The 22,496-nt window shown below is 64.6% G+C and carries 24 protein-coding genes; 4 read left to right on the forward strand and 20 right to left on the reverse strand.

Translation table 11 applies throughout. The features are described from left to right. Positions 1-135 precede the first annotated feature (135 nt). Both ACLARN_RS08240 and ACLARN_RS08245 read right to left on the reverse strand, forming a co-directional pair. A complete protein-coding gene (locus ACLARN_RS08240) occupies positions 136-1,869 on the reverse strand; it encodes a TnsA endonuclease N-terminal domain-containing protein (protein ID WP_409490685.1) in 1,734 nt (577 codons plus the stop codon). Between the two features lie 171 nt (positions 1,870-2,040). Then, positions 2,041-2,319, reverse strand: a complete 279-nt coding sequence (locus tag ACLARN_RS08245) for a hypothetical protein (protein ID WP_409490686.1) — start codon at positions 2,317-2,319, stop codon at positions 2,041-2,043. A gap of 141 nt (positions 2,320-2,460) precedes the next feature. On the opposite strand from ACLARN_RS08245, the gene ACLARN_RS08250 reads away from it, so the two are divergent. The 3 genes from ACLARN_RS08250 (at position 2,461) to ACLARN_RS08260 (ending at position 7,482) form a co-directional block, all read left to right on the forward strand. Next, a complete protein-coding gene (locus tag ACLARN_RS08250) occupies positions 2,461-3,495 on the forward strand; it encodes a replication-relaxation family protein (RefSeq protein WP_409490687.1) in 1,035 nt (344 codons plus the stop codon). A 3-nt stretch (positions 3,496-3,498) separates the two neighbouring features. After that, entirely contained in the window at positions 3,499-4,455 is a 957-nt protein-coding gene (locus tag ACLARN_RS08255) for an NlpC/P60 family protein (RefSeq protein WP_409490688.1), read from the forward strand. 381 nt (positions 4,456-4,836) lie between these two features. Then, on the forward strand, positions 4,837-7,482 hold the full coding sequence (locus ACLARN_RS08260; RefSeq protein WP_409490689.1) for a tetratricopeptide repeat protein: 2,646 nt from the start codon (positions 4,837-4,839) through the stop codon (positions 7,480-7,482). Positions 7,483-7,729: 247 nt separating this feature from the next. On the opposite strand, the gene ACLARN_RS08265 is transcribed toward ACLARN_RS08260, so the two are convergent. From ACLARN_RS08265 to ACLARN_RS08300, 8 genes are all read right to left on the reverse strand, one after another. Next, on the reverse strand, positions 7,730-8,017 hold the full coding sequence (locus ACLARN_RS08265) for a hypothetical protein (protein WP_409490690.1): 288 nt from the start codon (positions 8,015-8,017) through the stop codon (positions 7,730-7,732). A gap of 189 nt (positions 8,018-8,206) precedes the next feature. After that, positions 8,207-8,971 carry a M48 family metallopeptidase gene (locus ACLARN_RS08270; protein ID WP_409490691.1) on the reverse strand — a complete coding sequence of 255 codons (765 nt, stop codon included), beginning with the start codon at positions 8,969-8,971 and terminating at the stop codon, positions 8,207-8,209. Next, positions 8,968-9,579 (reverse strand): DNA-processing protein DprA, encoded by a 612-nt coding sequence (locus ACLARN_RS08275; RefSeq protein ID WP_409490692.1) that lies wholly within the window; start codon positions 9,577-9,579, stop codon positions 8,968-8,970. The genes ACLARN_RS08270 and ACLARN_RS08275 overlap by 4 nt, the downstream gene beginning before the upstream one ends. Positions 9,580-9,681: 102 nt before the next feature. After that, positions 9,682-10,245 (reverse strand): tetratricopeptide repeat protein, encoded by a 564-nt coding sequence (locus ACLARN_RS08280; RefSeq protein ID WP_409490693.1) that lies wholly within the window; start codon positions 10,243-10,245, stop codon positions 9,682-9,684. Then, positions 10,242-10,595 carry a hypothetical protein gene (locus ACLARN_RS08285; protein ID WP_409490694.1) on the reverse strand — a complete coding sequence of 118 codons (354 nt, stop codon included), beginning with the start codon at positions 10,593-10,595 and terminating at the stop codon, positions 10,242-10,244. Before ACLARN_RS08285 ends, ACLARN_RS08280 begins: the two co-directional genes overlap by 4 nt. 628 nt (positions 10,596-11,223) lie before the next feature. Further along, positions 11,224-11,781 (reverse strand): hypothetical protein, encoded by a 558-nt coding sequence (locus ACLARN_RS08290; RefSeq protein ID WP_409490695.1) that lies wholly within the window; start codon positions 11,779-11,781, stop codon positions 11,224-11,226. A gap of 81 nt (positions 11,782-11,862) precedes the next feature. Further along, positions 11,863-14,034 (reverse strand): ATP-binding protein, encoded by a 2,172-nt coding sequence (locus tag ACLARN_RS08295; protein ID WP_409490696.1) that lies wholly within the window; start codon positions 14,032-14,034, stop codon positions 11,863-11,865. Between the two features lie 365 nt (positions 14,035-14,399). Further along, positions 14,400-14,582 (reverse strand): hypothetical protein, encoded by a 183-nt coding sequence (locus ACLARN_RS08300; protein ID WP_409490697.1) that lies wholly within the window; start codon positions 14,580-14,582, stop codon positions 14,400-14,402. A 727-nt stretch (positions 14,583-15,309) separates the two neighbouring features. On the opposite strand from ACLARN_RS08300, the gene ACLARN_RS08305 reads away from it, so the two are divergent. After that, positions 15,310-16,731 (forward strand): pentapeptide repeat-containing protein, encoded by a 1,422-nt coding sequence (locus ACLARN_RS08305; RefSeq protein WP_409490698.1) that lies wholly within the window; start codon positions 15,310-15,312, stop codon positions 16,729-16,731. 121 nt (positions 16,732-16,852) lie between these two features. Here ACLARN_RS08305 and ACLARN_RS08310 read toward each other — a convergent pair whose 3' ends face one another. The 10 genes from ACLARN_RS08310 to ACLARN_RS08355 form a co-directional block, all read right to left on the reverse strand. After that, the gene (locus tag ACLARN_RS08310; RefSeq protein WP_409490699.1) at positions 16,853-17,023 is read right to left on the reverse strand and encodes a site-specific integrase; all 171 of its coding nucleotides are present in this window, start codon (positions 17,021-17,023) and stop codon (positions 16,853-16,855) included. A 55-nt stretch (positions 17,024-17,078) separates the two neighbouring features. Continuing rightward, positions 17,079-17,273, reverse strand: coding sequence for a hypothetical protein (locus ACLARN_RS08315; RefSeq protein ID WP_409490700.1), 195 nt, complete (start codon positions 17,271-17,273; stop codon positions 17,079-17,081). A gap of 399 nt (positions 17,274-17,672) precedes the next feature. After that, positions 17,673-18,224: a hypothetical protein gene (locus ACLARN_RS08320; RefSeq protein ID WP_409490701.1), complete on the reverse strand. Its 552-nt coding sequence runs from the start codon at positions 18,222-18,224 to the stop codon at positions 17,673-17,675. Between the two features lie 120 nt (positions 18,225-18,344). Next, complete coding sequence (locus ACLARN_RS08325; protein ID WP_409490702.1) at positions 18,345-19,190, reverse strand: phosphoadenosine phosphosulfate reductase family protein; 846 nt, start codon at positions 19,188-19,190, stop codon at positions 18,345-18,347. 108 nt (positions 19,191-19,298) lie between these two features. Further along, positions 19,299-19,589, reverse strand: coding sequence for a hypothetical protein (locus ACLARN_RS08330; protein WP_409490703.1), 291 nt, complete (start codon positions 19,587-19,589; stop codon positions 19,299-19,301). Positions 19,590-19,703: 114 nt separating this feature from the next. Then, positions 19,704-19,970: a hypothetical protein gene (locus ACLARN_RS08335; RefSeq protein WP_409490704.1), complete on the reverse strand. Its 267-nt coding sequence runs from the start codon at positions 19,968-19,970 to the stop codon at positions 19,704-19,706. A 115-nt stretch (positions 19,971-20,085) separates the two neighbouring features. Then, positions 20,086-20,517 carry a hypothetical protein gene (locus tag ACLARN_RS08340; RefSeq protein ID WP_409490705.1) on the reverse strand — a complete coding sequence of 144 codons (432 nt, stop codon included), beginning with the start codon at positions 20,515-20,517 and terminating at the stop codon, positions 20,086-20,088. 113 nt (positions 20,518-20,630) lie between these two features. Further along, entirely contained in the window at positions 20,631-21,014 is a 384-nt protein-coding gene (locus tag ACLARN_RS08345; RefSeq protein ID WP_409490706.1) for a hypothetical protein, read from the reverse strand. An 81-nt stretch (positions 21,015-21,095) separates the two neighbouring features. Continuing rightward, positions 21,096-21,911 (reverse strand): hypothetical protein, encoded by an 816-nt coding sequence (locus ACLARN_RS08350; protein WP_409490707.1) that lies wholly within the window; start codon positions 21,909-21,911, stop codon positions 21,096-21,098. A gap of 6 nt (positions 21,912-21,917) precedes the next feature. Further along, complete coding sequence (locus ACLARN_RS08355) at positions 21,918-22,481, reverse strand: hypothetical protein (protein WP_409490708.1); 564 nt, start codon at positions 22,479-22,481, stop codon at positions 21,918-21,920. Between the last annotated feature and the right edge of the window lie 15 nt (positions 22,482-22,496).

A 22,496-nucleotide genomic window follows, 5' to 3' on the forward strand; every position in this document is an offset into this window, starting at 1 on the left:
TCTCGCGCATGTCGCGGCCCTTGAGCCGGTCCTGCGCTTCTCCGCCACTCGCCAACTCCTGCCCAGGGTGGTGAAGTAGCGGTGCTCCAACCGTGCAATATTCCCAGACCGGCCTGCCCTCGACGAGAAGCCAACCTAACCCTGATCATTCAATCGCTTTAACGGCTTGGCCGAGAGACGGAACGGGCCTTTGTGCCAGTACCAGCTGTTGCGCAGTGCGAGCGTGGCGATATCGCTGTATAGGATGTTGTGCTCGCGAACCAGCGGTTCAACCTGAAGCCACGTGGTCGGTCCAGCGTCAAGGTGAGCCCGCAACGCCTCCTCAACGCGGTCGTCGACATGCCTTTGGAGAAGATCTTGCTTCGTTTGGATTCGGTCCGTGGCGGCGATGAAGCCCCACCCTTTGGCGCGGCAGTACTCCGTGGCGGCTTCGAACTTGACCACGTTCTCGTACACGGCAAAGTCGTCCAACCGCGCCTTGACCTCGATCAACAGTCTCCGCCCATCCCGGAAATCCACCAGCAAATCCGGAAAGTACACATGCCGGCGACCATAAAGCCTGTACGGGATCACAACAGGCTGCTCACAGTAGGACTCAACCAGATCATCCGCAGCGTCGACCAACTGAAACATCCGCAGTTCTGCCTCAGAGTCGTAGCCGACCTCCCGGCCGAGCCGCGGTGACATCCAACGGCCCGGTCTACTCCACTGAGCTTGGTCACGCGGGTCTCGTTGTGGACTCACAGTGGACCGGTCCGGGTTCGCATACCCGGCTGGCCATTCCGATCGGGCCATCAGTCGTTCGAGCTTGGCTGTCAGTTGCCCGCGCTTCTTCTCCTCCAGGGCCCGTTGCTGGCGTAGCTGTACGCGTTCTTCGTGTCGCTGCTCCACTTCCGCGAACAAGGTGCGATAGTCCTCGGTTCGCAGACCGCACAGGCTGGCCACCAACGACACCGCCAAGTCGCGTGGCGCGAGGGGGGTCACGAGTTCGACGAATGACAACACCAGGTCAGGGTCAAGCTGGGCTTGTCCAGCACCGTTGCCGAGCGCGTCCCGCAGAGTGTCGTGCACATGATGCCAACAGCGTCGCACCCGAGTCTGTTGCCCTACCCGGGCAGCCTTGATCACGCTGACTTGGATCTGACGAATGCGCTCACGAGACAGCCAGTACCGTTCGGCAACCTCTTTGAGGGACATCGCGTCGCCGGCGAACCCGAGAAGCATCTGCATGATCTCGCGGTCACGCTCGGTGGAGTGACCTAGACCAGCCACCAGCAGATCGGCACCGGCTTGCTGAACATCCTTGACGCTCGTACGGATCTGCCCGGCAGTGATGCCCAGCCGCTCGATGCCCGGCCAGTCGGCCTCAAGCACCCACTGGGCTGGTCTAAGCTCACCGGCCGCGCGCATGACCGCAGTCCCCGCCGTATGAAGCCGTGTGTCGTCGAACGCAGCGAGCACGTCAAGCTCTTCGCCGTGTGGCTGCTCAGTCGCAGATTCAGAGCAGTCGGCTGAACTGGTAATCGAGGACCAGATGGCGATCACCTCAGCCCGGCGTTTCGCCGTGGCTGACCTGACCCGAGCAGACGTCCTGCCCCCTTCGCTGCCCACTTTGGTAGCTGACTGACCGGGCACGGGGTAGCCCGCGGCCACGGCGGTAGCCGCCCGGTCCCATGCCCACCCCAGCGAGCCAGAACGCCCCTTGCGCAACTCGGACCGCGCCCACACGAACAGATCGTCATGACTAGCGAACTCACGTTGCAGGGTCAACAGCTTGTCGAGTCGGGCAGCGATCGCACCCGGCGACCGCTTGTGACGTGCAGCGACCTCTGACAAAGTGCTGTCACCGCATAGCTCGCCCAGCAGCATGTCCTCCTCTGCTGGCAACCACTCCCGCCCTGCCCGTGCCCGTCCCACACCGCCCCCAACTCGTCCCGGAGATCCACAGCACGGGAAGAGTAGACGACACCCCCGACAAATCAGGTCTCGCTCAACGATGTGAGGCAGGCGGAGCTGGAACCTGCGAGCCAACCAGAGATCTCACCGCCTCGGCCAACCGCTAAGTTGACAGGCTGCGAGGTAATCTATCCAGCTGGTTTGGGCGAGTCTGGCCCAGCCATGTGCGGACCCAGGGTGGATGCCGAACAAGTCGCTCATGATGATCAGTGCGAGCTCGGCGACCGACTCGATCATGGCGCCCTCCAACACCGCCGACGCCAGATCAAGTTGGACGACATTGTCGACCAACACAAGCTGAACCAGGCGCTTCAAGGCCCACCACACGGTTGCATCAGACGCAACATCGAAGCGGTCGGCCAACGACGCCCAAGTCCACTGTGGACTAACCGCCTCAGCTACAACTCGCTCCGCCCGCTTGACCAGCAAAGACGGCAGTCACCGAGACTTCCCAAATGTTGTATCCAATGCGATTCCACTCATTTCACCTGGGAGGTGCGTCCCATGATTTCGAATCCCACGCCTCAACGGACATTGCGCGGACATATGCCGCAGCGCCCGACGCCACGCGCGGCCACGACCGGGGAGCATCACGCCCAGCTCGCCGGGCGGCTCACGCTTCGCGACCGGTGGTTGGCCCGGATGCTCTACGAGCACAAGGTTCTCACCACTCAGCAGATCGTCGAGCTCTGCTACCCGACCATGCGCGCGGCCAACCACAGGATGCTCGACCTGTTCAAGTGGCGAGTCGTCGACCGCTTCCAGCCGTTCGTCACCTCCGGCACCGCCCCGATGCACTACGTGCTCGACATCGCCGGCTCGGTCGCCCTGGCCTACGAGGACGGCCTCGATCCCAAGCAACTCGGCTACCGCCACGAGGACGCCATCGGCATCGCCCACTCGCTGCGCCTGGCCCACACCGTTGGCGTCAACGGGTTCTTCACCGCCCTCGTCGCACTCAGCCAGCGGCCCAGTGCCCGCGGACGGCTGACTGCGTGGTGGTCCGAGCTTCGCTGCGGCCGACTCTTCGGCGACATGGTCCGCCCCGACGCCTACGGCCGGTGGCGCGAAGACGGCCACCAGATCGAATTCTTCCTCGAATTCGACTTCGGCACCGAGGACCTCGGCAAGCTCGGCCGCAAGCTCCACGGCTACGAAAAGCTCGCCACCGCAACGGGAATCACCACACCCGTCCTGATGTGGCTGCCCACCAGCCGCCGAGAGACCACCGCGCGCAGGGCACTCGCTGACGCCCTGTCCCAGTTGGACCGACCGGCGCTTGTACCCGTGGCCACCAGCGCCGCGGACGTTGCCGGGGTGGCTGGGGAGAACAACCCCGCCGTCGCCCGCTGGCTGCCGATCTCCGACCCCTCGTCACGACGGCCAGGCCGACTACGGCTCGCCGAGCTCTGGCCCCACACCGACCCGCCCATCGCGGCGCCGTCAAGCACCTCGGCCCAGGCCCAGCAGGCGCCAGCGGAACTCGCCGCGCCGGACCCACTGCCGCCACCCCCACCCACCAGCCGCTTCCGGAGGTGACCCATGAAGATCGCCGTTGCCGCTGTCGCGGCCATCATCGCCATCCCCATCCTCATCGGCGGCGTCGGCAAAGCCATCGTCAGTGCGCTGTTCGGCACCGGCGGCACCGAGCCGAGCCAAGCCGCGATCGCCGAGATCCCCAGCGACTACCTGTCCCTCTATCGAGCTGCGGCCTCAGTGTGCCCAGGGCTGGACTGGACGATCCTGGCCGCTATCGGCGACGCCGAGTCCAAGCACGGGCGCGGATCCGGCGAAGGCATCAAGGACGGCGAGAACTACATGGGCGCGAGCGGTCCCATGCAGTTCCTCAAACCCACCTTCGACGGCGTCATCGTGCGACACACGATCCCGCCCGGAGGCGCCAACCCGCCTTCGCGCTACAACGAGCACGACGCCATCTACGCGGCGGCGTTCTACCTCTGCGATTCCGGAGCGCATAAGGACATTCGCAAGGCGTTGTTTGCCTACAACCACTCCGAGGAGTACGTCAACGGCATTCTGGCACAGGCAAAGCGGTACGGCACAGCTACTGTCGGCACCGGCGACTGCAACAAGATCCAGGCACCCATTCCGGCCGCGATCATGGCGATCAACTTCGCCTGCGGCCAACTCGGGCTGCCGTATGTGTGGGGCGGCAACGGACCAGCTGGTGGTGACAGCGGCTTTGACTGCTCCGGACTCACCAAAGCCGCCTATAACGCCGCCGGGCTCAACCTGCCCCGCACAGCACAGACACAGTACAACGCCGGCCCACTCGTGCCCGCTGGCCATCCATTGCTCCCCGGCGACCTGGTCTTCTATGGCATGCCCGGCAACGTTCACCACGTTGGTCTGTACATCGGCGCAGGGAAGATGGTGCACGCTCCGACGTTCGGTGAGCCGGTCCAGGTCAGTGGGTCCCGCTGGAATGGGGACGACTATCTTGCAGCGAGCCGTCCTGCCACCGATTCGCGTGTCTAAAGTGGACATCAACTAGCTGCGGGTTTCCTCCACCGGCCGTTCACGTGGGGCAGTTCGACGATCGAGAATCGATGTTACAAGGTTGGTTACAGCTGCAGCGAGACTGAATACGTCGCCAGCCGTTTGGACGAGATCGAGCCACTGCGTCATCGCGTTCTCCCACATGTCGACTGAGCCCATTCAGGCTCTCGGCTTCGAGGTGTGGGACGAGTCCAGCAGCCGAGCCGCCCCTCCGGCCATGTCGTCGGAGGGAACTCGGAGGTCACTTGTCGTAGCACGAGCCGATGACCTGCGGCTGCACCTCCGAAGACACCTGCTTCTAGGCTTGGTGTTTCGGAGGCACTTTGCTGGGGTCGGAAGGCATCAGGGAGGGGTGAGAGGGTGCAGCGGGAGACACCGGCGGTCGGCAATCCGGTTCTTGTCAACACGGCCGCCGACCTCGCTGCTGGGCTGAACGGTCTCCGCGCCGGCTGCGGGCTGTCGTACGAGGCCGTGGAGCAGGCCGCCAGGAATTTGCGTCCGCGGCCGGGCGAGGCTCGCTACGAGCATCTGGGCAAGTCCACCGTCGGTGAGATTGTCAGTGGCCAACGGCTGCCGAGCGAAAGCAAGCTGCGGACGTTCTTGGCGGTTTGCCAAGTATCTCCCGTGGACCAATTGCAGTGGCGTGCCGCGTGGGAACGTGCCCGTAGTGCTCATCAGTCCAGGCCAGACCACGCAGAGCGCGTGCGGGACGTCAGGCCACGGCACATCGGCGTCCACGCGGCCATCCAGGTTCCGGGAACTGCTGGTGACCTACCAACCTATATCCCCCGCGATGTCGACGAGGTTCTCCGCGCCGAACTGACCGCAGGTATCGAGAGCGGCTGCTTCCTGCTGCTAATCGGTGGTTCTTCGGTGGGCAAGACGCGAACGCTCTACGAAGCGGTGCTCGCGGTGATGCCTGACTGGTGGCTGGTACAACCGCCAAACGCCCAGGAGGCCATGGCCGCCGCGCCCATAGCTCGCACCGTTCTCTGGCTGGATGAGCTACAGCGCTACCTCGGTGGCGAGCGTGGCTTGACAGCCGGCTGCGTACGAGCACTGGTTAGGGCCGGGACGGTCGTGGTCGGCACGCTGTGGCCCGGCGAGTACACGACTCGTACAACGCCGCGCTGGCCCGGCGCAGAGGATCCCTATGTTCGTGATCGCGAACTCCTCGACATGGCACACGTGATCGACGTTGCCGATACCTTCACCGCATCCGAGGACCGGCAAGCCCAATCCATCGCGGATGGGGACCACCGTATTCGGGCCGCGCTGGCGAGCCCCGACGGCGGCCTCACCCAGGTGTTGGCCGCCGGGCCGGAGCTGGTGAGGCGCTGGGATCAGGCGCCTGACCCTTATAGCCGGGCGGTGCTCACCGCGGCCATCGACGCCCGACGCGTCGGTGTGTCTTCTCCCCTGACCGCGGAAGCTATCGCTGACGCTGTGCCGGGCTACCTCACCTCCGCTCAACGCGCCACTGCTCCGGCTGATTGGCTCCAACGCGCACTCGACTACTCGGTCACACCGCTCCACGGGGCGGCTGCCGCGCTCAACCCCGTCGCCGGACGGACTATGGGGCATACCGCCGGATACCTGGTGGCGGACTTCCTGTTCCAGCACGCGCTGCACATTCGTCGCACCTCGCCGATCCCCACGACCGCATGGCAAAGCCTTGTCAGCTATGTAACCGAATTCGACGACATGTACCGCTTGGCAGACCGTGCCTACGAGCGCGGGCTCTACGGCTACGCCGAACCGGTTTACCAACGAATTGTCGACGGCCGCCCGTGGTGGCCGAATGGAAGTCGACTGATCAAGATGTGGAAGCGGCAGGGCAGGGTGGACGAAGCGTCCGCTCTCCTGCGCTCACTCGACGGGTACGACGCCGCACACGCTCTTGCGGACGTGTTAGATGACCACGACCGTGTCGATGAGGCCATCGCGGTGCTCCGTCCGTGGCTCGAAGCTGAGGCGGAAGGCCGCTACGCAGCTTGGGGCCTCGCGGATTTGTACGCCAAGCAAGGCCGTGCGGAGGAGGCTATAGAGCTCCTGCTGAAGGTTGACTTCTTCGACTGCGACGAGGATCCCGATCGACTTTCGGACATCCTGCGTGCTGGCTTGCTGGCCAAACTGGGCCGCCTCGACGAACTCCGTGAACATGCCAGGCGCGACGACATAGCTGCCGAGCAACTCATCCAGATCCATGTTCAGCAAGGAGATCTCGACGGTGCAGTCAGCTTCCTACGTGAAATCATACGATCGCCTCTGAGGGATGCCTGGGCCATAGATAGGCACGCGCACCTGCTGGCCGAACACGGCCGCGCCGACGAGGTCCTCGACTCGGATGAGTGGGATTTCCTGCCGTCCCTGGAGGTCGAGGTCGAACTGTATGCCGAGCAAGGCAGGTTCGACCGAGTCGATAGTCTCGTCAACATCGTCAGGGAGCATGCAGACTCCGGGAAATCGCTATATAGCGAGCTGCCCAGTTTGTTGGCCTTCCTCGGCAGATTCGACGAGTTGTACTCCAGGGCACAGGCGGGAGATGACCGCGCGGCGACCAAGTTAGCTGACGCTCTCCAAGACGAAGAACACGCAGCCAGCACCGCCGCCTTTCTTTGTTCGTATGGCGCCGTTGTTTTGCGCGATTTTGCAGAGTTGCTGGGGCGGTGCGACTATGTCGCGGAAGGCATCGCGATCCTCGAAAGGCATGCCATCCTAACCGGAATGCTCGGCAGCGCTGAACACGTCGAGGCGTTGGCTGACTTCGCCGAGCGATACGGCGAGCTTGACAGGCTGCGCGCAGAGGCCGACGCCGGTAGCCATCAAGCAGCGGCCGAACTCACCAGAATCCTGCTGGCATTGCGCGACATCGACGGTCTGCGTGCCGAATCGCGAGCAGGTACGGAGTGGTCCTTCCTACGTTTGATCGAGGCTATGGTGGCACAAGGGCGACATGAGGAAGCTGACCAGGTCCGCCGATACGGGTTCTCGGCAGACGAGTAGCTACGGCTCCCGATCCGCCACAAACAGGCGTGACCTGCTGTCACCTAGGAGCACGTCCATCCTTGAGGTAGAAGCGAATCATGCTCACTCCAAGCTCGGACGGAACGAGCATCTCTTCGAACGTCTGCTCAGTTGGTTCCGCCCAGGCATCAAGACGTGGGCCATTCGTCGGCGTTCATAATGTCTCGTCGGACAGTACGCTGCCGAGCGCTCGAACTTGAGCGACCGGCAACAGCAAAGACAGCGGTCACGTATCGGTGCTGTCACCCTTCCCATCGAGCAGTTTGTACAGGTTGGTCCGGTCCATCCCCAGCGCGCGGGCGACCTGCGCCTTGGGGACGCTGTCATCGATTGCGGCCGTCATGAGCGTGAATCGCTCGTCGCGGGCTTCCTTAAGCTCTTCGAGCTTTGTGACCCGCTGGGCCTGTAGCGCCACCTCCTGGTCACGAATCTTCTGGAGATCGTCCTGGAGCCCCTCGACCTTGGCACCACTAGCCCGAAGGAGCTCGATGTGCTTGTCCTTGTCCTTGTCCACTGCTGCCTCCTTCCCGATCTCTTCCCCTGGTGTCGGTCTCGCCGACCGACGGTCTCTGTTGTATCAGACTGTGGACGACAACACCTCTGTTCCACACTGCCTAGGTTCGAGCCAGGCGACGCTGGTGGGGTCCAGTCTGACCCGAACCCGGCAGGGCAACGGCGCGTGCTGGCAACCTGAACTGGGCTTTCAATCGCCCAGCCAGGCGTGACGGCCAATCTCGGCCAACTCGGTCTTGCGCTGCTTCCAGTCGGGCATCCACAGGTTCATCTGCCGCCGCCACGCGGGGCCGTGAGCCTGACCTGGTGGCCGGGTGGCATGAGCCTGTTCGTGTACAAGCACGTACTCGACCAGGTGTACGGGCAGGCCGAACGCGGCCCAGTGGAGCGTCGTCGTGTGCTTGGGCGGCCCGTAGTAGGCGCCCCAACGACGGCGGCCGAGGCCACGCACGACGTAGTCGAGCCCCTCGATGCCGCCGGCCAGCTCGTACTGACGTCCCTCCCGCTTCAGCCAGGAGAGTCCGACCTGCCGGTACAGCTCGATGACCGCTCGGCGGACCTGTTCCGGCCGCTGTCGACGCGCGTACAGAACGTGATCCGCCGTCGCGGCGGGCGACTGTCCGACGCCCGACGGCAGGGAGTCGACGAGTTGGAGCCGGTAGCGCTCGCCGAGCAAGTCGAACTCTTCGCTGTCGACGAACCCCTTGACTGAGTGGTCAGGGGCCAGACGGGGGGCTGTCTCCACCTTCTCGATGATCCAACGGCGGTGGCTGCGGACGAACCACGCGACCTGCTCCGGGTCGGCCGTCGGTGGGATCAAGACCACGACGGCGCCACCGGGCAGGACCTCGATGCCGACGCTGCGGCGCCGGGGGCGGATCGCCACGTCGAGGTGCCATTCGGCCGGGAGCTGAAGCCCAGCCAGAGCCGTCTCGAATTCGTCCTGGCCGCTCATCGCAGTCCGTCCTGGTAGTTGATGTGCTCGACGGAGGTCACGGCCGTGGCCGCTCCGGTGCGCAGGAGCTCGTTGACGCCCTTCGAGCTGGTGGAGTGGATCGATCCGGGCACGCCGTAGACCCGCCGGCCCAGAGCGGTGGCGGCGCGGGCGGTAGCCAGCGCGAAGCTGCGTTGCCCGGCCTCGACGATCACCGTCGCCGAGGTGAGGGCAGCGAGCAGCCGGCAGCGTGCGGTGAGCCGGGCCTGGACTGCCAACGCGCCGATCGGGTACTCGCTGACCAGCAGGCCGCCGCGCTCGATGACGTCGCCGTAGAGACGGGCGTGCTCCCGCGGGTAGGTCTGATCGACACCGCAGGGCAGCACGACGACGGTCCTGCCTTCGCTGGCTAGCGCTGCCCGGTGGGCCGACTCGTCCACCCCGGCGCTGCCGCCGCCCACGACGGTCACTCCGGCGCGGGCCAGCTCGTAGCCGAAGTCGGCAGCGACCGTGTTGCCGTACCCGGACGCCCAGCGCGTACCGGTGAGCGCCACGGCGGTGTCGGTGAGCTGGGTCAGCGATGCGCCGCCGCGCGCCCAGAGCGCCAGGGGCGTGCCGAAGTTGCCCATGGCGCCCAGGCGTCCCAGCGGCCACTCGTCTTCCGTGTCAAGTTCAACCGTGTTGCATGAGCACGTTGGTGTCAGCTGGATACTGTTCTCGCTGTGCTTCGACTAAGTGTCTTGTTGTGCCCGCGAGGGGTGCTCAACTTGGCCTGTGTTAGCGGAGCGCTCGATCTCTTCCAGAGCTAAGGCCAAGGCTTGAGTTGCTTGGTCCTTGCGTCCGAGGAACGCGTAGAGGCTTCCAAGATGGCTCAGTGCCGAGATAGTGGAATCTTGGTCTGAGATCTCGCGGCTCTTCTGAAGGGCGCGTTGGTAGAGATCGATCGCTCGGTCGTATTGCCGAACGACCTGAGCGGTCTCGGCGGTGGTCAACAGGCGCGTCAGCTCTTCGGATCGCGACTCGTTCATGGCTTGTTCCACCAAGCCTGGAACAGCGGTGGACCTGCCGGGCGACCTGGGGACTTCTGCCCGATTGCCCTTCTGTTCGCTTTGCGCTGTTGGACCTGCTTCTTCAGCCTGAGGAGCCGTGCGTCGCGAGGTCGACGCTGGCAGAGGTTGGGTGGCGGCGATCCGACGTACGAGTTCTGGTGTCAGGCGCCCCAGCTTCTGGTCCAGCACGATCTTGAGCTTTGCCGCAGCGACCTGTTCTTCGGTCACGTTCAGGCGCAAGTTCATGCCGATACCTGCCCCTCGGTTGGTGTCTGGGCTTCGAGTATCTCGTCCAGAACCCGCTGTTGGAAGACATCAATCAGCAAGCACTCGTCTCGTTGCGCGAGGTCGGATTCGGCGAGCTGCACAAGCAGCTGCAACCCGACTGTCCGCTTGCCGCTTGCCTGGTCAAGCGCGAGTTCGGCTGCCCATGTGAAGCGACGCCACCACTCTTCTCGCCGTGCCGCAAGTTCACGCTGTTCTGTGGCTCGGTCGTTCCCACGCACCGAATGCCGCACCCCGACCAGGGCCCCACAAGCGGTCATGAGCCCGACCAGCAAGGACAAGCCCGCCTGTAACCACGGATTCACGAGCACCTGCCGTCGTTGAGCTGCTGGAACCCGGATCGTAGCGGGCATGTCCGCAGCGCCGAAACTCCAGTTCCGCGGTGTCGTCGCTCACGGGATTCCCGGTCCCTGCGCTCACAGGATTCCCCACCTACTCGCCCCGTCAGGCTTGTTCAACCGCTCTCGAGCGGCCGTCCGCTACCGACGGGTTCCCCACCCGGAACGCGAGCGTTGCGGCGGGAGGACAGCTCGGCGGACGTCGCACCTGGCGGCGACGTCCAGCGTGTTCGAAACTTGCCAGCGGGGGTTCGTACGGGAACGGTGCCTACCCCCGGTCTCCCATGCCTGATAGGGAATCTGGGGCCACGCGCGACCTCTCGGTGTCCGAGCGGGCCGGCTCGCTCGCGCGGATGACCCTCTCGCCCGCTGCCACGTGCGGGCACGGGGGCCGTCACGAACAACTGGGGTGAGTGCGCCCATCGCCCTTGTGGGGATCGCGAGCGCTGGGTTCGTCGTCCCGGTGCGGAAACCCGTGAGCGCGCAGTTGGGGAAACTCTTGAGCGAAAACGGGCCTCGGCTGGGGGATTGCGTGAGCGCTGACACGCGTCAACTCTGCCCGTGCTGCGAGGCCCCCGGCTTAAGCTGCGATCAGCAACTCTTACTGCTCAGTTGAACCGTGCCTGAGATCCGAGTGCGCTTGGAACTCGTCGAGGTCGAGAATCGCGCGCCGGATCGCGCGCAGGTCTTGAACCGGGACGTCCAGCCCGACGTATTGCTCGTCCCCGTCCGCAGCTTGGAAGGGCAAAAGTCCTTGAGGGGCGTAGCTGGTGTGAATCAGGTCGACGTAGGCGCCATAGTCGATCACCCAAACGTCGAATCGCTCGCCAGGCTGGTCTTGCGCTGAGTAGCCACGTCGAACGATGTGGAGGACGCGGGCGTCGAAGAGCGCGAGCAGGATGGGGATATCAACGTCGCGTTCGTTGACGAGGAACCCACGGGCCTTCTTAGCTCGGATGACGTTGTCGATGAGCCATTTCAAGAGCCGGTCCGGCTCAGGATGCGCGCGGAGCGCGCGAGCCTTGTCGGACTGATACCAGGCTCGTGCCGTATCCTGCACGATCGGGACAGAGATCTTGTCGTTTCGGGCCTTGGTTGCGGCCTTCGCCGCGATGTAGATCGCGTCTCGAGGAACTCCCTCGGAAGCGCGGCGTTGCATGACCACACGATCGACCTGCGGGCGGTCTGCGGAATCTCTCTTTCACGCCCGAGGCGCCGACAAGTGCACTTTGCCAGACTTTTACTGCGATTCGCTGTTCGCCGGGCGCGTGGCGTCGTGGCGCTGTCGCAATGCAACAGCCCTGGGGTCGCCGTACTGGTCGTAAATCGCCAAGGCATCCTGCCAGCATGCGTGGGCACGGGCGGTGTGGCCAGTGTGGTCTAGTGAGATGCTGAGGGTAGCCAGGATTTCAGCGGTGTTCAGGGGGTAGCGGTGGTTGGCTTCGACCTCGCGGGCTTGCTCACACAAGGCAATCGCCTCGTGATGCTCACCTAAACCCTGCCGGGCCTTGGCGAGCTGAACCAGTGCAGCGGCTTCCCCATTGCGGCCACGGGCGCGCCGATGCCGGGCAAGGCCGCGATGCGCGTGGTGTAGCGCTTGCACATGGTCGCCCAGTCCGATGCACACCTGGCTGAGATTGCATTCAATCGCCGCTTCCAACCGTCCAGATTGAAAACCAGGGGCCAACTGCAACGCATCCTGAAAAAGCTGCCGTGCTTGTTCATAACGTCCCTGATTCAGAAGGAGGATCCCTAAGTCGTTGAGTGCAAATACTTCCAGCCCAAGATCACCGAGTTCGTGAGCCAGAGCCAAGGCGGCCTGGAGACTGTCATGGGAGTCTTGCCACTGGCGCGTCGCCCGTTGTACCGCGCCTAGATTAGATAGGAAGTGGGCTTCGGTGAGGCGGTTGTCCTGGCGCCGGGCCGCTGCCAGCGCCCGTTGCTGGAGGTTGAAGAGATCGTCCCAACGTCCCAGCCGCCACAAAGGCGTCATGCTCGTGGCGGCGAGGAGCTGGTTCAGCGCGGCGTGGTCATGCCGGTCAGTACTGTGGGCGACGGTAATCAAGTTGTGTTCTTCGCAAACGAACCACGCCCATGCTTGCTCCGCATCGGCCAGGTCGATCTCAGGTCGAGTTCGGGTGGGGACGCTGAAAGCGGGATGCCAGTCGCGGAGCGCCGGCCACAGAATGTTGTTGGCGGCTTTGGCGTGGTGGGCGTACCACTGCCAGATTCGTTGCCTAGTGGCGTCTCGTTCTTCCGACGTGTCGTCGGTGGTGGCGCGGTCGTCGGCGTAGGTGCGTAACAGGTCGTGCAACCGGTATCGGCCGCGGCCGGCGTGTTCGACTAGGTGCGCGTCGACCAGCGTCTGTAGTACCCGTCGCGCCGGCCGCAGGGCCAGTTCGGTGGCTGCGGCAGCGACCTCCACACTGAACTCCGCTCCTGGGTGCAACCCGAGCTGTCGGAACGCCTGCGCTTGCGGAGCAGTCAGTCGATGGTAGGACCAGTCGAACACCGTCCGCACCGTGGCTCGGTCGTCCCTGGACTGGCTTAGCACGTCCAACCTGTAGCGATCATCGGCCAACTCGGCGACCACGTCAGCGATTGTGTATAGGCCAGCGGCTTGGCTGGCGGCGATACGCAGCGCCAACGGCCATCGCGCGCAATAGCGGACCAACGCCTGCAATGCGTCTGGTTCAGCCGCCGCCCGCTCCGGACCAACGATGCCGGTGACCAACTCGAGGGCCTCAGCCTGGGTGAGCAGGTCGAGGCTGAGCCGGGTCGCAGCCTCGGTGATGACCAACCCAGCCAGTCGATCCCGACTGGTCACGAGCACCACGCAGCCCGGGGCGCCGGGCAGCAGCGGCCGTACTTGGTCGGCGTGGTGGGCATTGTCCAACAGGAGCAATGCTCGACGACCGGCCAGTAGTGAGCGGAAAGCTCCGGCTTGTGCCTCCACCCCGATCGGAATCCGCTCGGCGGGTAATCCCAGCGCGCGCAGGAACCCCTCCAAAACTTCACTTGGGGTGGCTGGGTCGCCGGGGCCGTAACCGCGCAGGTTCACGTACAGGGTGCCGTCCGGGAAGCGGTGCTGCACTCGGTGGGCCCACCACACTGCCAAGGTGGTCTTCCCGATTCCACCGGCGCCGTCAACTACCGAGATCACCACGGACGCCGCTCCGGCATTCGAATTGAGATCGACGTCGCTTCCCGGCGGTAGAAGCGCCTCCAGCGCCGCGATCTGCTCGACGCGGCCTGTAAAGTCCCTTACCGCCAATGGCAACTGCCGCGGCACCCCGTGCTCGACAGACACTGCGTCAGTCAGTGAAACGTGTTGGATGGAACCGGCCTGCACCACCGGGCCGTCCACCTCGCCACCGACGTTGTTGCGTACCTCGTTCGCTCGCTCCGCCATAACCCGTAAGTGTCGCACCGAATACACGTCGTTCGGGACAGAATGGCCAGTTTCCTCGGTACCGGGACCCCGTAGGTCGAAGGGCCGGGGTCTTGACCTCGCCGAAGAGATCATCCACCAGCCTGAACCCATCACTCCGCCAAGCAAGACCGCCATCCGGTGGCGTACTAGCTGAGGCGTCCTACTCGACGATGGTTACCCAGGCTTGTCGTGCCAGTCGGCCACCGTGGGATTGTGCAGCGAAGCTCGCCGGCGCCTGCTCTTGGGTGTTTGCCGGTCGGAGCACGCCAGGCGACAAACGACGGCTGTCACGGCGCGTCGACTTGCTTGGTGCAGAGAAGGCTGCATTTTCTGACGCCGCCGAGCTAGGGCATCGTCCCGGTAGCGCGGTTCTCGTCGGAGAGTTTGAACACGCCGTCGAGGTGCAGGCGTCGGGGCTGGCGGGTGTCCTGCAAGACGGTGATACCGTCCTTTTTGGTCGGCCCGTTGCGGGCGACTTCGACCAGGCGAACGTTATGCTTACGCAGCAAGGGAAGCATGTGCTGCATGGACAAGCCTTCCGGTGGTGCTCCACTCGTCTCCGGTCTGTGCGATGACGAGGACCAGGTTGGAGAAGTCCGGCGCGATCGTGTCGGGTCGGGATGTCGGGTCGGTGAGCACGCGGAGAATTCCGGCGGATTCCGCACCCATGCCGTACGACCAGACGTAGGGCACCAAGTCGAGGGGTTCGGCGGTTGTTCGTGTCCTCCTTTGCATGTCGTCCTCCATGCTGATGTCGTTGCGGGACAGTCGATCCGCGCGGATCGACTGCGGTTGTCAGAAGATGTTCGGCAGGCGCCAGGTGATGGGCCGGACACGCAGGGGCCTCGTGCCGGCGTAGGAGGCGGCGACGTTGCCGTGGTCGGTGATGACTCGATAGCCAGCGAGCCAGACCGCAAACCAGGGTTCGGCGGCTCGCCATGGCGAGCCGCCGCATCGGGTGCCCGCACCATGTTCGTGTCCAGGCGCGGCAGGGACGAACGGTAGTGATCCAGTCGTCCGGCGATCATCGGGCAGGATTCGCTGGTGTGCGCGGCGCACCAGGGGTTTATCTCGACAGAATGATGCGGGCAATTTGGGTGGTCGGGCGATTGCGGTGGCGACGAGTTTAGTCGTCACCGTTGTCGCCTGAGATTACCTACTTGGCCACAACTGTCCGCCGGTTGCGGCATGATCTGCCATATGGGCAGTCCGTTGGTTCCGCTACCGCCGTCTCGTCCGCCTCGCCTGCGCCCGTTGCGCTGGACGTGGGTTCTCCTGGCCGCCGTCGCGGTCGTCATCGTGGGGGCCGGCGTCGGCTGGTGGCTGTGGCAACAAGCCGACGGACTGGCCGCAGCGGATCTGGCGCGGGCGCGCACCGACGCCATCCGCACCGGACTTACAGCGGCAGGCGGCACCGGAGCCGCCCTTGCGCTGTTGTTGGCGGTCCGCCGCCAACGCTCTACCGAGGTCGCCCTGGACCTCACCGACATCGACCTGGCCCAGAAGAAGCAAGCTGCCGCGGACGCTGCGCACGACGCCACCGAGCGGCGCATCACCGACCTGTACACCAAAGCCGCCGAGCAGTTGGGCTCTGGCAAAGCGGCTGTGCGGCTAGCGGGCGTTTTCGCGCTTGAGAGGCTTGCTCAGGCAGCACCGGAACTCCGGCAGACCGTGGTTGACCTCTTATGCGCCTACATCAGAATGCCCTCGTCAGCTGGCAAGGAGTCCCAAAGTAACATGACAAACGGCTCACGATCGCGGTTGAGTTCCAGAGTGGCCGGGCACCGCCAGAAGCTAGGGTCGTCGACAGAAAGCCGGACAGCTTCTACCAACGCAGGCGAGATCGACGTCCGCACCGCCGTGCGAGACGTGCTACTACGTCATCTGCGCTATCTGAAGAAGAACAATCGCGGCCTAGGGCTGAAGGACATGTACTCTCAGGCAAACGGAGAGCATTGGGACGAGATCCGGCTGGATCTGTCGAACACCACGCTCACAGACTGGGACTTCACAGCCTGCCGCATCTCAGTGGGAACCTTCGCCCACACCACTTTCGCTGGCTGCTGCGACTTCAAACTCGCTCACTTCACCGACGACGTCGACTATACCGGCTCGACGTTCCTCGCCGACGCGTCGTTCTACAAGGCGAGGATCGGGGGAACCGCCGACTTCAGCGACGCGACCTTCCGCGAAGACGCTCACTTCGAGAAGGTGGACGCCTCCAATGGAACCCTCTACTTCGTGGAGTCAGTCTTCGAAGGGATGACCTGGTTTGATGACGCGGATATCAGCTACGCGGACTTTCGCCAAGCGGCATTCCTTAGGGAGTGCTACCTCAACCGTGTCAGGTTCGGCAGTGTCAGTTTCTATAACGTCACCTTCACAATCAAAGCTCGTTTCGAAGGGTCTACCTTCTGCGGTCAAGCAACGATCACTAGCGATCTCGCCATCCTCGGGGGTGCCCGGATCACGAAGATAGACCGCCGACGTCAGACGTGGCCGCCGTCCTACATCGTCGAAGCTCAGCCAGACGGATCCGGCGTCCTGGAAAGGAGACATGACTGGGAACCTGGGACGGCCCTGTCGGAGCGCCCGACTTTGAGAAGCCTCCTCAGCAATGCCCAAGGGCAAGGGCCGACCGGAACCGCCCCCGGTGATCCAGGCTCATCAGCATAGGGATCGCGACGGCAACACAACGCCTACGCGATGTGTGCGTGCTCCCTGTGTGCGCCGTAGGCCGCGTGATCTCATGATTGCTGATCTCGGGGTTAGGCTCAGGTCTGAGGACTGTCGCTAGTCATTCGTCGACATGTTGGCTGGCGGGGCCGACCGTCAGTACCTCGCCCTGACGTTCGGACAGGAACCGCAGGAACAGAGCGAGGTTGCGGGCGTAGGCCACGATCGTGTTCGGCGACATCGAGCGGTAGTGCAGATGATGCAGGCACCGATTGGGCAACTCCAGATCCATGCCCTCGTCGCTCGGCCTCCGCCGATGCCCATCATCTTTGGGGTGGGCCTGTTGCTCAGGCTAGCTTCGACAGGTCCTGATGGCTCGTCAGGCTACAAGGCGATTTCAGCAAGTTCTGATAGCCGGGATTACCAATATCGACGAGTTCGCCGGTGGTGCTCCATTCGTCGCCGGTCTGCGCGATCACGATCACCAGGTTGGTGACGTCTGGTGCGATGGTGGCTGGCCTCGTGTCGGGATGAGTCAGCATCCGATGGATTGCGGCGCCGTCGACTCGGCGCCCATACCGTAGGACCACACGTAGGGCAGTGGAACAGTTTCCTTGGCCGAGCCGAAAGTCAGTGTGGTATCGACGTGCGGAGAGGCGTCGTGTGCGCTCCTTTCCATGTCGTCCTCCGTGTTTGGGGTGTTGTGGACAGAGAGTCGGCTCCCCCAGGAGAGCGAGATGCCGCACGTTGAACGGTCGTCGCGGCGCATGTTGCGCGGGGAGTCAGTTGTCGGAGAGATCCGATGCGGTGCCGGCCTGGCGTGCAATCACGGCCCACCGGCCAGGGCGGTCTGGTCTGGCCGGCGGGACAACGTGGTTCGTTCAAGGTCTGCGGGGACTGCTTCGCTTCCCCCGGTGCGGCCTCGCGACGGACTTTGTTCGTCATGCGCCGGCGTATTTGCACTGGACCATCTCGCCGTCGTGTTCACCGGTGCAGGTGACGTCGGTGAGCGCACGGCTCCTGACAGTCAGCTTGCGGCGCACGGTTGCTTCGAGTTCGTCGATTGTTGATCCCTCCAATGCTTCGTGGTGCTCGCTGAGCTCGGCGAACATCGGTTTCCCTGGGAAGGCTGCGGCCCACATGCGGAGGTACAGGCCGGCGGCTTCTGACCTCAGTGGAGTGCGGAGGCTGATGTCGCAGCACATGCAGCACACCTCTGCGGCCGTGCCCGGTCGTGTCTCCGCGCCATTGGCGAGGCGTTCCAGGAGCTCGCGGCAGTGGGATCGGTACACGAATTCCGTGGCCATGAGCTTGTGTGTCACCTGGAGCAGAGGAAAGCTGTGGTACAGAACGTCACGCTCCGAGGGGTGTCGCTCCATCGCCTGGCGGACTTCGTCCGCGGTCCACTCCATTCCTCGCGAGATGCCTTCGACGAGACGCTGCACATCGCGCCACAGGTCCAGCACCGTGTCGTTGTTGGTTGTTTCGGGCATGACAAGGTCCCTTTCGTTTCCATGGTTGAGCGTGGGCGTCAGGTTTCGTTGCAGTGAGCAGATCCACGGGCGCCAGCTCCGGTCGGCGTTACCGCGTCGGACCGCCGCGCTGAGTGGGTTTCAGGCACTGCGCGGTGTGTCGCGACTTTCGGGCTGGCTGTTCTCGCGAAGTTCGAGCCGCACGGTTTGGTTGTGGCAGCGGTACAAGGCGCGCGGATCCAGCCAAGCCGTGGTGCGGCTCTCGTCCGGCTTCACGCCGACGGCGGTCGACGCGCCGGTGTCGGAATCGTCGTCGGTGAACAACGTTCCGGTGCCGAGCGTGATCTCCTCGCCGATTTCCGGCGTACTGGGAGCCAGGCCCCGGTCGAGATCTCCGCAGTGGCCAGAGCGGCGGGTGTGCAGTACGACCGTGACCAGCCGACCGGGTCGCCCGACCGGAGCGGACTCGAACGAGACGTAGTCTTCGTCGTCCGGCCCGGCGAGAAGGAAAACGCTGCCGTACCGGTCACTCTGTCGCTCAAACCTCGCCCACCACAGTTGACCTTCTCCTAGCGTGACGGTGCCGGTAGGTCCTGGCACGGGCGTCACTGGGCCGGCCTGTTTCGCGGCGGTGATGATGTCCGCCATGGACAGGTCGTTGCGGAACCGGTGGCTGATCTCGACTTCCAGTTCGGCGTACTCGGCAGCCAGTTCTGGGCGCAGTTGGGCAGCGCGCACGAGGTCCTTGCGGCTCGCGAGCACGCACAGCGAGCACGACAGGCGGCTCATGCCCTGGTCGTATGCCGGGTGGTATGGAACGCCCGACGCGCGGATACGTTGCCATACCTGGGTTTCTGTCCAGTCGTGGATCGGCAGCCAGGTGTCGATGGTGCGCCGGCCGCTGCTGGCGGCCTCGTCGCGGCTCAGTTGTGCCTTCTTCAGTCGTGCTCGTGATTCCTCGGCGCGTAGGCCCATGCAGTTGAGCACGCGTGCCGGTCGGGTCAGGTCGCCGAGTTCGGCGACCAGTTGCGTGATGAGTTTCCTTGCTGGGCCGCGCTTCTGATCGGAGGTGCAGTAACGGGCCGAAGAGGACGGCTAACGGCCGCGGTGGCGGACCTGGTCGAGGAGCAGACCTTGCTCGCGGTGGCGTTCTTCGTAGCGGACTCCGTAGTGCTCGGCCTGCTTGCGTGCGAGTTCGCTGGTGCCGGGCCACTCGATGTGGCCAAGTGCGCAGTGCAGGACGGTGATTCGGTCGAGCACTCCGGCGGTCTCGGCCAGGGTGCAGACTTCGTCGAGCATCGCTTGGGAGTCCTTGCCGCCGCTGCTGTTGACGAGAATGACGTCATAGGCGGTGAGGTTCGGTAGTTCGGTGGTTGACGCGTGCATGAGTCACCCCTTCATCAACGTGACGATGGAAAGAGTCGTGAGTGGACAGTGAGTTGCACCGGCGCGACTATGCGCGGTGGTGAGAGCCGGAGTCGACGGCTTGCACGAGGGTTGTCAGTCTTCGAAGGTGACGACGCCCTGAATGCAGATCCGCATTGGGACGGTGCTGTCCTTGTCGTTGCGCAAGAGCCATGGCTCGGTGTCGTCGAGATCGATGGAGACTCGGACCTGGCGGCTGGCCGGGTCGACGTAGAGCGCGACGTGGACACCGGCGACCGTGATCGTCGGCCGTTCGTCCTCGTTCGTCATCGGCTCGAAGGTGGCTGCGCGGTTCGCGGTATCGGCGAGGGCGCGCGGATCGACGTGGCTGCTGCTGTTCATGACGTTTCCTCCGGGGATGAGCGGCACGTCGCTGCCGGTCCGCACGGACGAGCAGCGACGTGCCGTGCGGGTGGTGGACGGTCCGGCCGCGGGTATAGCCGGGAAGGCGCTGGGGCTAGCGGGGCGTGCCCTGGTCGCGCTGCGCCGTGGTGATGTCTTGGTGGTCCGTACTGCGGTAGGTGGTGTCTCGGTCGGTCTCGGGCGTCCAGCCCAGTGCGGCGAGCAGGGGCCGGATGCCGGCCCACCAGCCACCGGGGAACCTCCGGTACACCCACTCATCGGCGGTGTAGCGGTCTTCGTCGCCTGTTGGCCGTGGGATCACGATGGAGATGGGCCGGGCGCTGAACAGGTCGATCGTGATCACGAGAGCGCGGAAAGTTCCGCCGGGTGCGGTGCCGATCGTGTTGGTGCTGGGTGCCGCATTAATCAGGGTGGCGTGGTACCGGGTGGCGTCACCAGGGGTCCACCATGCCCAGCGCGGGCGTTCTGTGGGGACGTCGATTTCGGCGATGAGGTGCAGGGCGTCGTGAATGTCGTTGGTAGGCATGGCAGTTAAAGGTCCTTCGGATGTGTTCAGCGCAGACCGGCGCGAAGCCCTCCCGTGCAGGGTTTCTGGTGTGGGAGGGGCATCGCGCCGGTGCGGGTTGGCTGGCCGTGTGGTCAGGTGTGGCGGTGTCGTCGGATCGCGTGGTCGACGGCGCTGATGATCGCGTCGCCGTTGGTCTGCGAACTTGCGTGGTGGTAGAGCGGCCAGGACCAGAAGCAGTCGCGTCCGTCGCAGTACATGCGGACGTGTCCGTCGTCGTTTTCTTGGAGCACCAAGGGAAGGCGGTGCCGTTTGGGCTCCGGCTTCCGGGGCTGACTGTCCCGCAGGGTAAGGCGGGAGCCATCCTGGAAACCCACGTCGACCCCGCGCTCGGCGAGATGCTGCACGACGTGGCCAACCAGGTCTTGCGCGTTGACCTTGCCGACGGCCGAGCCGGGCCGGGCTGGATCTTCGAGGTAGGTGTAAACCAGGTCTTCCAACGTCTCGACCAGAATCATCGGTTGAGCTCCTTTCCTGAGAACGGATTGCGCGACGATGCGTCGGTGGGACATGCGTCGGCCAGGTCGGCGTGTGCGCGGTTAGCGCCAGTTGCTGTATTCGCGCTTCCACCGGGATTCGACCTTGGGCGCCAGTTCGGCGCGTAGGTCGTCCTCGGTGCGGTGGTGCTTCGCGGCGAGAGCGGCCAGGATGAGCCGTGCGTCCTCGTGGTGTTCGGCGATGCTGTCCCGGTGGTACGCGACGTTGACCCTGGCCAGGTGCCGGGCGTAGGACAGCGCGTCGGCGTAGTTGCGTCGCGCGGTGAACTCGGTGTCGATCTGCCCGTATTTCGTGGTGTGCAACGGTGTTCCGTCCGGTGCGGTGATCGCTTTCGCGGCCTTGACTTTCGCGCGTTCGGCTTTCTCTGCTTCCCGTGCGAGCTGCTCGGGGGTCTTGATTCGGCTGGGCCGGTTGCGGACTTCGACCGGCGCGCTGGGGTAGCACTCGGTGCATGCGGCCTTGCCTGCGAGGTCGACGATCTCGGTCTCGTCGTGTCCAGAAAGCTGGGTGAGCCATGCGAACTGGGTGGTGGCGAAGCAGGTTCGGCACTGCGGCGTGCGGTGGACGTGGCCGCCGGTGTTGAGGACCAGCCAGGCGCGGGTCCAGCCGCCCCGGCGTTCGAACTCCGCTTCGAGTGGCCGTGCCGCTGCCTCGCACTCGGTGATGGTCTGGCGGGCCTGCTCGATCCGAGGTTCCAAGTCGGCCGCGTACTCGGTCATGCCGTCTTCCAGCAGGCTCCGGCGGCGCTTCCTGAGTCCGCGGAGCGTGCTTTCGGCCTTGCCGTTCTCGATGTCGAGCCGGGCGAGTTCGACGTCGATGTCGCTGGGGGTCGCGGTGGTGGGGTCGTCGATGGGCATGGGTGTTCACCTCGCAGTGGGTACGGGTTCGGGCCAGGCTGTATCGGCCAGGCGCGGTTGGGGGAAGGTGTTGCCGATGCGCCAGGCCCGGATGGCTGGCGCGAATTCGCTGGTCACGGCGCGGTCGAGGTCGCGGATGTCGATCGTGGGTCGGCCGGTGCGGCGGGCGTCGGCCCACAGGTCGAGGACCTTGGTGAGGCTGTCGGCCAGCAGCGCGGTCAGCGCGGTGGCCGGGTAGTCCTCGGCGACCGCGGCCAGCAGGCCGGCCATCTCGGTCAGCGGCATGCCGGGTGTGGAGTAGCTGTCGAGTTGGCGGACCGGGAGGGTGACGAGATGGTCGGGTCCGGGCTGTGTGCCGGCCAGGGTGACGGTGCCGAGGTGGATGTCAGCGCCGAGTTGGAAGACGTAGACCCAGAACCCTTCGCGGGTGGTCGCGCGGGTGAGCGACTGGCGCGGCAGGTGGCGTTCCCGCGCGACGTCCAGCGCCTTCGCCCGGTTCGCGGGCACGATCAGCACGTCGTCGAGGTCGGCCCGTGACAGGTCCAGCCGGTCGAAGAATTTCACGAACATCGGGGCACTCCTTTC

It is taken from the genome of Amycolatopsis sp. cmx-11-12, from assembly GCF_046269425.1.
In the GTDB taxonomy this organism is placed as follows: domain Bacteria; phylum Actinomycetota; class Actinomycetes; order Mycobacteriales; family Pseudonocardiaceae; genus Amycolatopsis.